Genomic DNA, 11,491 nt, shown 5'->3' with positions numbered 1-11,491 from the left:
TGCCAAACCCACCCAACGAACGAACCCCAAAACCCCAGCCCACAACCCCGACCAGCCCCCACCACCCACCCCACCAACCCAACACCTTTCGCACAGAGTCGGTTTTGTAGCCGCCCGTCGGATCGTCCGACACATCGTCTCCTTGGTTTGGTCCGGCGTGATGTCTCAGCTCGCACCTTCCGCCAGAGCGTTAGCCAGACCATTACCCTGAGTTCCCGCCTGGTGGCGGGACTGGGGTGCATGCCAGTCAGCGGGTGGATCAGGTTCAACGTTCTTCTGTGATTGCCCGGTTACATACGGCATGGAAGCTGTGGTAGATCTGTGGATCTTCGGATCGTCCGGCCGGAGCAAGGCTGACTCAGCGGTCGGTAGCGGGGGTGGGCGTGGTCGAGGTTGTGGCGGACTCAGTAGGTGACTCCGAGCAGTTCGTTCACCCAATTTTTCAGCTCCGCCCCGGAGAGGACAGCGGGTCCGACACTCTCGGTCTATACCGGTATCAGGCCGAAGTCGCAGCCCAGGCCTGTCTCGCCATGCTCACCCAGGACGCCATCGACTACGTCGTATGCGAGTGGCATGAGGACTTCGTCATCGCGTTCACGAACGGCGAGGTGGAGCTGGTGTCGGTCAAGCACAGCAGCCGTACCCAGTGGACACTCGCGGATCTCTGCAAGGACGGCGGGATAGCCCATCTGTTTGACCGGTGGTCTGCCTGCGGGCGCGCCGGCAACGTGCGGCTTCGTCTCACTACGAATGCGCCCCTCAGTCCCGCGAAAGACAACGCTTCGACTCTTGCCCGTATGTGCGGTCCAGACCCGGAGCTCGCCGTCGGCAGGGACGCTATGGCCAAGAGCCTGTCGCAGCACCTGCTGAAGGTTCGCTGGAAGCAGCCCTACGACAGCATCCCTGAAGTGCTGCCGGAACTACGCAAGGTCGGTGACATCGCTGCCCCGCAGGATTTCATCGACCAGGTGGCCGCCTTCATGGCAGTGCTGGAGATCGACTACAAAGATGTGCCGTCCCATCGACACATCACGGACATCAACATCCGCAGACTGCTTGAACCGGCCATCGAAGATCTTCAGCTCGATCACGTCGACGTGAACGCCAGCTACAGACGCATCATCGAACGGGTGGAGCAGGCCAACCGAAGCGAGGGCGAGCAAGGGCAGCTGGCCGCCTACGTAGCCGACTCAAGTCGAGTGCGTTATGACACCCAGATTCTGCGACGTGTCGCGAGCCGTACGCTCTACCGTCAAACGATCTTGGACGAGTTCGTCTATCGCCAAGCGGCTGTGCCGACGTACACCCGCGGCCAGGCACCCACAATCGCCCCTGGCGGGGCAGCACTCCGTAAGAAGCTGGCGCAGGGCCAGGTGCCTTCTGACGAGGCCGCCTACGCCGAGGAGCTCCGCTCTGCCTGGTACGTAACTTGGTCACAGCGCCGTTCCGGGCTGGCAGGGGATGCCGTGGACCTGGAGAACCTGCGCTTGGAAGTCGTGGACACCGTCTTCGACTGCCGGGCGCACGCGCAGAGCGAGGTCATTGACGGGGCTGCCTACGGGCAACGGATGAATCAGCTCATCAGGCAGCGCCTCACCCCTGAGGTCATCGACACAACCTTGCCTTTTAAGATCAACAAGCTTCACCTCCGGGGTCTGGCCTATCAGCTCTGCGACGAGTGCCGCTTCTACTTCTCCGCTCCCTTCGACGTCTCAACCGGGGAAGCATCGTGACGAACGGTGCCGAGCGCCTGGCCGCGGCTGCAGAGATCCGGCGTCAGGCCCGGGGTGATGAGCGGAGGGAAGCGCGCTACCACGAGGCCCGAGTTCTTCTACTGATCGAGCGGTTCACCACGGCGAAGAGGTCTCTGGATGGCCTGACGAAGCTGGCCAAGCTGGACTTCCTCCTGCGCTACCCGACGATGCTGGAGCGTCTGCTCATTGAGCAGGGAGGAAGCTGGCCGGCGGGGGCAGAGCCCACGTCCTCAGAGCGTCTGGCGGTGGAAAGCCGGATGACGCGGTACAAGTACGGGCCCTGGGACCAGCGGTATTACAGCGTCCTCGGCTCCCTGGCCAGCCGCGGGCTCATCACCTACAGCGGGTCAGCACGCGCGGAATTCCGTGTCACCGCGGACGGAGCGATGGCCGCGTCGATGCTGGCCCAGACCGACGAGTGGGCCGTGGTGGCTCAGCGGACCACCCTGCTGAAGAGGCACTTCGACAAGTCGGGATCGGCTTTGAAGACCCTCATCTATGATCGCCTGCCCGACGCGGTGGACAGGCCCTTGCGGACGGAAATCTAATGGCCACCCACCTCCGATTTCTCGCTCTGACCGTCACCACCGCCACCGCGGAGACGACGTACCGCTTCGATCAGCCAGCCACCGTCATCAGTGGCCCCAGTGGTGCGGGCAAGTCCAGCCTTCTCATGCTGCTCAAACACGCGGTCGGGGGCACCGCCGTCCTGACGCCCGCAGTACGCGATCACGTCCATTCGGTACTGGCCTCCGTCGTGGTCGGCGAGCAGCACATGATCCTCAGGCGGACGATCGGCGGCGATCACTCCGACCGTGTCGACGTCCTCGATCCCGAGACGATGGCGCTCCAGCACACTCTCGGCACCAGGGCCGAGGAGGGGCAGGTGAGCCTGTCGGACGTTCTCCTGAACGCTCTGGGCTTTCCGCGCGAGAAGATCCCCACCACTCGCAACGGCAAGGCCACGACCCTCAACCTCACCTTCACCAACCTCTTCCGCTACGTCTACCTGGAAGCCAGCGAACTGGATTTCCAGGTAGTCGGACACCGCGACAACAACTTCAAGAAGCAGCGCAAGACGCTCTTCGAGCTCATGCTCGGCCTCACGACCTCGGCCGTCATGGAACTGGAGAGGCAGGTGAACCAGCTCACCACGGACCTGCGGAAGAAGGAAGCCGAGGAGGAGAACGTCGGCGCCTTCCTGCGGGCCACGGATCCCCGGACCGATGACGAATTGCGCACCGAGCTGGCCAGCCTGCGCGACATGCTGCACAACGCCGAGAACAGACTGCGCACACTGCGGACCGAGGTCTCCGAGACCAGTGCCGCGGACGCCGTCCTACGCGGGGACCTGCGAGCGGCCGTCCAGGCGGCGACGGCGGCCACCCAGGAGATGCTCGCCGCCCGGGAACTGGTCGAGGCTCGTGAGTCCGTCGTCGCCCAGGTCGAACTCGACCTGCGGCGCCTGGAACGCTCCGCAACCGCGATCGACCAGCTCTCCCCCTTCAACTTCGTGGTCTGCCCGCGCTGCGCGCAACGCCTTGAAGCCCGGCCTGTCCCGGAAGATCACTGCGTCGTCTGCCTTCAAACCGATCCCGTCGATGACCACGCGGACCCGGCAGCCGTCCGGGAGGCGCGTAGCGCGCTGGAGCAGCAGCTGCAGGACGCGCGCGAGCTGATGCAAGCGGACTCCGAGGTCCTGCGCAGGGCCCGTGACCGATCCTCTGAGGCCGAGTTCCTCGCCACCAGCCTGCGCCGACAGCTTGATGCCCAGACACGCGACGTCGTCGCCCCGCGGTTCGACGCCATCGCGGACTCCAGCGCTCGCGTAGCCGCCCTCAACGCGGGAATCGACGCTGTCCTTCACCTGCGCGATTCGTGGGCGCGCGTACGGTCCATCGCTCAAGCCGCCAAGGACATCACCGCGCGGCGCAAAGCCGCCAATGCCGAGCTCAAGACACGCAAAGCGGAAAGCGATGCCAGACGAACCCTCGTCAGTGACCTGAGCCGTCTTTTCAGCACGACTCTCGTAGAGTTGAACCTGCCCTGGGAGCAGTCGGCCGTCATCGACCCGGCAACCTACCTGCCGGTGGTCGACAACACACCCTTCGAGAAGCTCCAGGCTTCAGGCGGCGGTCTCCAGGCTGGCGTCAACATCGCTTACCACCTCGCGCTCCTGGAAAGCGGTCTCACCCACCCCGACGTCCTCGTGCCGTCGATCCTCATCATCGACTCGCCCCGCAAAGCGCTCGGCAGCAACCCCGACGACCAGGAACGAGGCCGGCGCATCTACCGCCGTTTCAAAGCCCTTACCGACGCATACGGCTCGCGCCTCCAGCTCATCATCGCCGACAACGACACCGCCCCCTTGCCGGGCGACGCCTTCAGCACCATCGAACTCGACCACTACAGCCGCCCCATGGTCCCCGGCGTCACCCACCCCGGCCCCGGCCACACTCCACGCACCGAAGACGAATATCAGGCGTAGCCGCCTTTTACGTTGAGCCGGCCGTTCCGGTCGAACCTGGCGAAGGTGGTGAGACTGCCGAGCGGATCCGGTGATCGACTCGGAGTTCGTTCGCCAGGGAGGAGAAGTGGCGTGCGCAATCGGGATGATCGCGCAGTGCTCCTGCGACCGATCCGGCGGCGTCCCCTGTCAGGGTGCGCAGCCAGGGCCTGATCTTGTCCTGCGGCGTCCACTGGTCCCACAACGCGTCCCAGGCGAACGCGCCGTTGCAGCTTTCCTCCAGCAGGTCCAGATGGGCTGCATCGGCGGCGTGGCGTGCGACGGTGAACAACCACAGGATGACGGCGTCGACTTCGCCGCGCTCCGTTGACCGGTGTGTGCCCAGGAGCTCGGGCATCGCCCGGACGATCTCGAGTGCTCGAGGAGGGTCCGCCATCAACGCCGGTATGAGCGCCTCGGGGTCGGTGTTCAGGAGTACGTCGCAGTACAGGGCAGCGTCGTCGGGATGGGCAGCGGCCAGGGCCACCAATTCCTCTGCTGCGTTCGCTGCTCCAGCATTCAGAGAATCACGGAGTGTTTCGGCCTGTACTACGGGCGGCACAGGAGGTGTGTCGATCTCCTGGGCGATGAGGTCGAGGAACGCTTGCACCGTTGCCGGCCGTCTCCTGGGGTCCGTGCGCGTCGCCTCCCGGACGACCGCGCGCCACGGCCCGTAATCCGGTATGAGAGGAATATTCTGCTGCGGGATCCTGCCTGTAACCGCCCAGCCGATCAGCTGCCCCAGGCTGTAGACGTCAGCCGGCGGACCGGCGCTGTGAGCGTCGACGCTTAGCTCGGGGGCAGCGAAGCCCTCCGAGCCCATGCTCACTCCGACCCTGGTGCGCTGCGGGTGAGTGGTCTGGCCAGGCGGACGGCGCGCAATGCCCCAGTCGGCCAGAACCCATCGATCGTCAAGCCGAAGTACGTTGGACGGCTTGATGTCCCGGTGCACCCACCCGTGAGGGGAGCCTGGAGCCTGGATGCCATGTGCAGCGGCCAATACCGAGCACAGGCTCTCCACCAGACCCCGCAGTACGGCCGGATCTCTGAGGTCATTAAGGCATTCCGTTGCGACAGCCTGCGCCTTGGGCATGACGAACCACTTGCCGTCGGCACCGGCGTCCCAGACCGGCATCGCGTTCGGGTGATCGCTCAGGATGCGGCCAACCTCAATTTCACGAGCCATCCGGGCTCGCTTGGGAAGGGGCGGGTGCTTGCCACGCAACTGCTTCAGGACGACGGGTGTATCGGTCGGCTTGTGGGTCGCATCGAAGACGTCAGCCATGCCGTCTTCCTGGCGATGGAAGGGGAACTTCTCGCAGGCGTAGTCCTCGCGCAGACCACGTGCCTCGTACGGCGCCGCGCCACAGAGGGCTTTGCGGGCCTCCGGTGTCTCAACTCCGCTGAGACGCTGCGAGACATCGGTCAGCAACACGTGGTCAGGGCCCAGCAAGCGCTGTTGAAGGTCGGCAACAGCACTGGGGCCGATGTACTTCCCCTGCAGGCCTGTGGGCAAGCCCAGCATCGCTACCTGCTCAGCCCGCCCAGGACCCAGACCCTGCATTGCCTCCCGGGTACGGCGCACGAGTTCGGTGTACAGACCGGCAATCTCCGCACCAGTCAAAGAAGGACCCAGCTCGTGGAGAAAGGCGATGTTACGCAACTCGATGTCGTCGTGCCTGGGCAGTTCCCGGATACTGATCAGGCCAAGGAAGGCGGAGACCTCGTCTACCTCAGCCTTCAGGCGGTCTGCCACTCGCTGCAAGCACCGCGCATCATCGGCCCCTTCCCCGTGCGCGAGAGCAGTAAGGGAAACGTCGGCGGAATCGAGGTAGCCCTCCAAACCAGCCGTGAGCCCGTAGGAGAGCCCCTGCTCCTTCACCGCTCCATACGTACGCCATAGTCCCTTCAACGGGCCCCTGGCCAGAACGTCCGTGAGCGTCCAGGGCGTGGTAGCGGCCCGCGTCTTAATCTCCTGAAAATCCCAGAAGGGACGGCCATCAGCCTGTCCCTCGCTACTGCGGACAACGATGATGTCCGCAACGTGCTCACAGATCACGTGTACCGGCTCGTCCGCGAGTATCTCCAGGATGGCATGCGCAGCCACATGAACCTGGTACTCGTACGCCCGAAGCGTGGCCGAACCCGAATCGTCCGGCGCAACGGTCCAAATCGGATCATCCATGCGCCCCGCCCATTCTCCCAAGCACGCAGCGTAAGCGGCGCAGCACCGGTCAGTCGATCACTTCAACGGAACTCGTGATGCCAGGAGCGCCAGGTGGGGGGGGCGATCTTGACCCGGTGACCGGCTGACCGGCCGAGGAACGCCGTCAGCGGCAGCGTGGTCGGGGGTCCCCTGCCGCCCCGCACGTCTTCACCGCGCCCGGCCTCTCCCCCGCCGACCTCCCTCGCCTGACGTCACCGCCGCACTGACGCAACACGGGCGCGGCGGCCCCGGCCGACGCGCAACCGGCTGAGCTCGCCCCGATCCCCGGCTACGGCCGCGCCGCCCATCCCGCCCGTCCCTTCCTCCTTCACACCAGCCAAGGGACATGGGCAGAGCAGCCGCAACGGGGATGTCAGCAGGCCGACCACGGCAAAACCGCGTGGCGACCTGCACGGACACGGGGACGGTCCTGCGGGCCGCGCAACACCTAGCGCAGCCCTTGGCGCAACATCCAGCGCAACAGATAGGCGCAACCCTTGACGCAACCCCGTGCTCGTGGTCGACCGAGGCGCGCGGTCACGCCGCCTGGACGGCCCGCCGGGCGCGGGCCAGCTGCCGCAGCTCGGAGCGTGCCGCCGGCACCGAGGGGACGGTCTCCCAGTAGGGATGCCACCACAGCCGTACGGACAGGCGCAGCAGGCGGCGGCGCAGGGCGGTGGTGTCGCGGGGGCGGGGTGCGGCGAGTGCTTGGTAGGTGGCGTTCCAGGCGGCTTGCGTCTGCACCAGGTCGTCGGGGAAGTCGGTCACGTCCATACCGGCATTAGATCGCGTGTTCGAATTGCGTGTCACTTCGGACACGCCCTCCCCGGCGCCCGTGGTCGGGGGGCACGCCGCTACGCGATCACTAATGATCAGCGTGCCCTCACAGGGACGTTCCGATAGCGCTCCCGCCCACTCGCCGCCGAGGCCGGCCGCGTGTGAGCCCCGGGGTGGGGCTGCACGCGGTGGCACAACACCGGCCAGGAAGCCGGGGCCAGTGTCGCTCGCCCACGCGGGCTACCAGCGGCGCAGGTCCTTGGTGAGTTCGCGGTGCCACTTGCAGCGGATCCCGCGCCGACGCAGGCAGGCGCGGTTCCTGCGGGAGGCGTACGCCCTGTCCGCCCGCACACGACCGGGACGGACGCGCGGCCGGCCCGGCCCGATGCGGGGCACACGGACCTTCTCCAGCACGGGTTCGAACTGCGGCGAGTCCCCGCACTGTCCTGCCGTCACCACGATCGACATGGGCTTCTGCCCCTGCTCGACGGCCAGGTGGAGCTTGGTGGTGAACCCGCCGCGCGACCGCCCCAGCCCGTGATCACGGGGCTCGGTGAACACGTCACCCGGAGGTTCCTTCTGCAGGTCGCCCCGCTTGCGAGCCCCGGCCGCATGCTGATGAGCACGACAGACCGTGGAGTCGACGCTCAGATCCCACGTGATCGCACCTGCCGCATCGGCCAGGGACTGGAGCCGGGTGAGGATCCGCTGCCAGGTGCCGTTCCGCTGCCATCGGCGCAACAGGTCGCAGATCCGGGTTCTGGCCCGGCAATTCCCCCGTGGTGTTCGGATATTCCCGTGCTCGAAAGAAACCACCCCATGGGTAAACCTGTGTGGGACCCCGAGCCGCTGGCGCAGCAATTCGGGGCCCCACGGATGTTCACCGGCTCAGAGCATGTCCTGCCGGGCGGTATCGGAAGAGCCTTTTACGGCTCGTCGATACCGATCCAGTTGATGTGGAAGTTGTACTGGGCCGCGTGTGCAGGCGTGAGGACTCTGGTGTCCTTCCACTGCAGGTACACGCGGAACCTGGTCCTGGTCGGCGAGTAGACGGCCGATGCGCCCACGGCCGACCAGTGCGTGCCGTCACCTCCCAGGGAGATCACGTAGGTCGGGTTACCGGTGAAGCCTGCCGATGACGTGTCGACATCGATGAAGATGCCTGCGTTGTTGTAGTTCTGCCAGCCCTGCCCCGGTGCCGTATGCCCCGAGGCAGTCCTCTGAGTGGACAACTCAAAATCCCCCTTCGTTTCGCCGGGCAAAGCAGCCAGCCCGCCCGCCAAACTCGGTTCCACTGTAAGAACGGAAAGGATTCTCTTCGTCTTTTATCAGGGGTAAACCACTGGTTTGAGCGGATCTGACGTGCACGGGATTTTCACTGCGCCCGCATACACCCCGGATCACCCGGCCGTGCACATTTATCGGCCAGTGTCTGAAGTTCTCACGAAGCTGATAATGAACCGGCGGCTCACCGTGCAGGAGTCCCGCCACAGGCTCGCGAGGGACGTGTGCCACGGCGGCACCATCCACCAGGCGTACCGGGACGGAGCCGGGGCGCACCGTTCACGGCATGATTCGGCGCTGAGGCTGCGGGCCCGGCCGGCGCGGCACGCCGTCCCTGCGTGTGGCTGCGGCCGGAGCCGACTGCAGGCGCCCTGTCGGCGAGCTCAACGCCCGGGGCCAGGGCGACCAGCGACGCCACGCTGCGCGGCACTGTCGCCCAGGGCCCGCAAAGAGGTGCGTTTCAAGGACGGCGGCCACCGCGCCGACGGCCGGGAGGCCGAGCTGATCGCCATCGACTGCATCGGCATGGCGTTCCAGCCGCACACCGCACCCCGCCCGATGGAATCTCGCAGTCGTGACCGGGCATCGTCATCAGTTCCCGGGGAGTCAGTCGGCCGCTTCGGCTGGGGCGCTTAGCCCACCTCGGTGTGAGGGCACTGGCAGCGTGTGTTCTGGTCGGCGTGTCGGCGCTATCGCTGGTTCGATGCGATGAAAGCCCTGCTCAGGGCGCGGACGACGGGACGGGAACTCATGGCGGAGAAGCTGTTCGCAACACTGAAGACCACGGCCGGGGACATCGAACTGGAGCTGTTTGAGAGTCAGGCTCCGGAGACCGTCGCGAACTTCGTCGGCCTCGCGGACGGAAGCAAGCAGTGGATCGACCCCGACACCGGGCAACGGATCAACAGGCCGCTCTACAACGGGACGGTCTTCCACCGGGTCATCCACGGATTCATGATCCAGGGCGGCGACCCCCAGGGAACCGGAGCCGGAGGCCCGGGCTACCGCTTCAAGGACGAGATCCACCCGGAGCTCAGGTTCGACCGGGCCTACCGGCTCGCAATGGCCAACGCCGGCCCCGGAACCAACGGCTCCCAGTTCTTCATCACCGTCACACCGACCCCCCACCTCAACGACCGGCACACCATCTTCGGCCAGGTATCTGCCGGAGAAGACGTCGTCACCACCATCTCCACGGCCGACACCGCACGCCAGGACCGCCCCGTCACCGACATCACCATCGAGTCCGTCACCATCGACCGACGGTAAAACCCCCAGCCAGATCGCCGGACGACCCGGTCAGCGAGCTCCGGGCCGCCGCCCGGTCCGCAGCTGCCCAGCCTCCAGCCCCGCCCGCCCCGTCGAAGCGGTCGCCGGTACGGCACCACCATGACGAGCGCGACACCGTGCTGTACGAGGGCGGCGCCTGCACCTGCGACATCATCGAGCAGCTGGGGCCGCCCTCCGAACGGGAGGACTCCTACTGAGACGGCCACCGCACGCTCCCCCGCAAGACACGAGACCCCGGGCCTGTCGAGGCTCGGGGTCTCGTGCTGGGGTCAGCGCCGTTCGACGGCCTGCCCCGGGGCGGCCGCCCTGTTGCGCGCAGGCTTGCCTTCGTTCCTCTTCTCCGTGCCCACAAGAGCCGGGTTGGCGAGGGAGTCAGTGAGGCTGGGCGGAGGAGGCGGAGGAGGTGGGGGTGGGTTCCCCTGGTTCTGTGTGTCTGTCATGGCCGCCAGTGTGCAGCACGAGACTGACAGTGGAGAGGACGATCCCGGCGGCCACCGCGGCCAGGGCGACCGTCCACCGCTTCGTCTTCCGCTGATGCAGGCGGGCGTTCTTCTCGAACATCCCCACCCGCGTTCCGGCCAGGGCCCCCAGCGTCGCGCCCTTCTCCGAGCGCGCGTAGGTGTCCAGGACTTCCCGCGGCTTGATGTCCTCGTACTCAGCGAGGTTGAAGACCGAGATGCCGAAGCCGACAGCCACCGCGTACGCCGCGAAGGCCGCGGTGCCGGTGAACGGCTCGAAGCTCCGGGAGGCCAGGAACTGGGCGGCCGTGGCCGCGAAGCCCACCAGGAAGACCGCCTTCGTGTCCACCTTCGCGCCCGACTCCGACTGCCGTGCCAGACGCGCCGCGAGTTCGCTGTTGATCAGCTCCAGGGTCGCCTTCTGATCCTCAAGCTCCTGCGGCGTCATCGTCATGTCCTGAGCGTATGGGGCACGGTCCAGCGGTGTGGCGTCGCGGTGGGCGAGGCCGACGGCGGCCCGGGATCATGCCGAAGCGCGCAGCGCCCCCGGCCGAAGAGGAAGCCGGGGGCACTGTCGAACGGGGCAGAGCCGTCTGGGTCAGGCAGAGCTCACGACGATGCCGTTGACGCGCGCGACGAACTCGCCCGCGCGGACGCTGGTCGTCGCGTCCAGGCGCTTCTGGAACTCCTGGAAGTCGTCAACCGGTTCGCCGTCGACTTCGTACGCCCACTCTTCGACAGAGGCGTCGATGAGAGCGGCCTGGAGATTCGAGACCAGCTTCGCTCCGAGGGGAGTGGGGCTCGCGGACGGGTCGACCGGGTACTCAACTGACCATCTGGTGTGTGCCATGGCGTGGACCCTAGCCGGTGCGCCGGCCGACGGTTCAGACCGTTGGCCGGTGGTGCGACGCGGAGCGGTGGCCCGGATCTCCGCCAGGACGACACCCGTCACAGGGGTGCGGTGCACGGGCACGTACAGGCCCCAGTCGGCTTCACCGGCGGTGAGCCAGTCCCCGGCCCACGGGTGTGGTGGTCAACAGCTCACGGCCACCGAGCGGGCCGCCCACGAGTCGGACGATCACGGCGGTACCTCCATCCGGCGGGGCTCTCCCGCCTCACCTCTTAGAGGTCCTAACAAAGGCGTTGTACGTGCCGGTAAGTGATCAGGCAGGTGGCGAGGCTGAGGAAGGCCTCGTGGATGTCGTCGCGTCGTTCC

At 66.5% G+C, this 11,491-nt stretch carries 9 protein-coding genes and 1 pseudogene; 4 read left to right on the top strand and 6 right to left on the bottom strand.

What is annotated here, in order from left to right; genetic code table 11:
* Positions 1–377: 377 nt before the first annotated feature.
* The 3 genes from ABZ490_RS51555 to ABZ490_RS51545 are packed head-to-tail and all read left to right on the top strand — an operon-like array spanning position 378 to position 4,242.
* Positions 378–1,733, top strand: a complete 1,356-nt coding sequence (locus tag ABZ490_RS51555; protein WP_359007820.1) for a dsDNA nuclease domain-containing protein — start codon at positions 378–380, stop codon at positions 1,731–1,733.
* Positions 1,730–2,302: a hypothetical protein gene (locus ABZ490_RS51550; RefSeq protein ID WP_359007817.1), complete on the top strand. Its 573-nt coding sequence runs from the start codon at positions 1,730–1,732 to the stop codon at positions 2,300–2,302. Before ABZ490_RS51555 ends, ABZ490_RS51550 begins: the two co-directional genes overlap by 4 nt.
* On the top strand, positions 2,302–4,242 hold the full coding sequence (locus tag ABZ490_RS51545; RefSeq protein ID WP_359007814.1) for a hypothetical protein: 1,941 nt from the start codon (positions 2,302–2,304) through the stop codon (positions 4,240–4,242). The genes ABZ490_RS51550 and ABZ490_RS51545 overlap by 1 nt, the downstream gene beginning before the upstream one ends.
* Positions 4,243–4,249: 7 nt before the next feature.
* Here the strand turns inward: ABZ490_RS51545 and ABZ490_RS51540 are convergent, their stop codons facing one another.
* From ABZ490_RS51540 to ABZ490_RS51525, 4 genes and pseudogenes are all read right to left on the bottom strand, one after another.
* Complete coding sequence (locus ABZ490_RS51540; protein ID WP_359007811.1) at positions 4,250–6,445, bottom strand: dsDNA nuclease domain-containing protein; 2,196 nt, start codon at positions 6,443–6,445, stop codon at positions 4,250–4,252.
* Between the two features lie 558 nt (positions 6,446–7,003).
* Complete coding sequence (locus ABZ490_RS51535) at positions 7,004–7,240, bottom strand: hypothetical protein (RefSeq protein ID WP_359007808.1); 237 nt, start codon at positions 7,238–7,240, stop codon at positions 7,004–7,006.
* A gap of 288 nt (positions 7,241–7,528) precedes the next feature.
* Positions 7,529–7,987: pseudogene (locus tag ABZ490_RS51530) on the bottom strand (IS5 family transposase); the annotation flags it as partial.
* Between the two features lie 182 nt (positions 7,988–8,169).
* A complete protein-coding gene (locus tag ABZ490_RS51525; RefSeq protein ID WP_359007805.1) occupies positions 8,170–8,526 on the bottom strand; it encodes a hypothetical protein in 357 nt (118 codons plus the stop codon).
* Positions 8,527–9,277: 751 nt separating this feature from the next.
* Here ABZ490_RS51525 and ABZ490_RS51520 point away from each other — a divergent pair.
* Positions 9,278–9,796: a peptidylprolyl isomerase gene (locus ABZ490_RS51520; RefSeq protein WP_359007823.1), complete on the top strand. Its 519-nt coding sequence runs from the start codon at positions 9,278–9,280 to the stop codon at positions 9,794–9,796.
* A gap of 393 nt (positions 9,797–10,189) precedes the next feature.
* On the opposite strand, the gene ABZ490_RS51515 is transcribed toward ABZ490_RS51520, so the two are convergent.
* Both ABZ490_RS51515 and ABZ490_RS51510 read right to left on the bottom strand, forming a co-directional pair.
* Positions 10,190–10,729 (bottom strand): hypothetical protein, encoded by a 540-nt coding sequence (locus tag ABZ490_RS51515; protein ID WP_359007802.1) that lies wholly within the window; start codon positions 10,727–10,729, stop codon positions 10,190–10,192.
* Positions 10,730–10,873: 144 nt separating this feature from the next.
* Entirely contained in the window at positions 10,874–11,125 is a 252-nt protein-coding gene (locus ABZ490_RS51510; protein WP_359007798.1) for a hypothetical protein, read from the bottom strand.
* Between the last annotated feature and the right edge of the window lie 366 nt (positions 11,126–11,491).

Source organism: Streptomyces sp. NPDC005811, assembly GCF_040630405.1.
In the GTDB taxonomy this organism is placed as follows: domain Bacteria; phylum Actinomycetota; class Actinomycetes; order Streptomycetales; family Streptomycetaceae; genus Streptomyces.
This window is presented reverse-complemented; position numbering and strand designations above follow the sequence as displayed.

Excerpts from the sequence above, each read along its gene's own strand:
- ABZ490_RS51535 (WP_359007808.1), bottom strand. The coding sequence starts at position 7,240 with ATGGACGTGACCGACTTCCCCGACGACCTGGTGCAGACGCAAGCCGCC.
- ABZ490_RS51515 (WP_359007802.1), bottom strand. The coding sequence starts at position 10,729 with ATGACGATGACGCCGCAGGAGCTTGAGGATCAGAAGGCGACCCTGGAG.
- ABZ490_RS51520 (WP_359007823.1), top strand. The coding sequence starts at position 9,278 with ATGGCGGAGAAGCTGTTCGCAACACTGAAGACCACGGCCGGGGACATC.
- ABZ490_RS51510 (WP_359007798.1), bottom strand. The coding sequence starts at position 11,125 with ATGGCACACACCAGATGGTCAGTTGAGTACCCGGTCGACCCGTCCGCG.
- ABZ490_RS51545 (WP_359007814.1), top strand. The coding sequence starts at position 2,302 with ATGGCCACCCACCTCCGATTTCTCGCTCTGACCGTCACCACCGCCACC.
- ABZ490_RS51540 (WP_359007811.1), bottom strand. The coding sequence starts at position 6,445 with ATGGATGATCCGATTTGGACCGTTGCGCCGGACGATTCGGGTTCGGCC.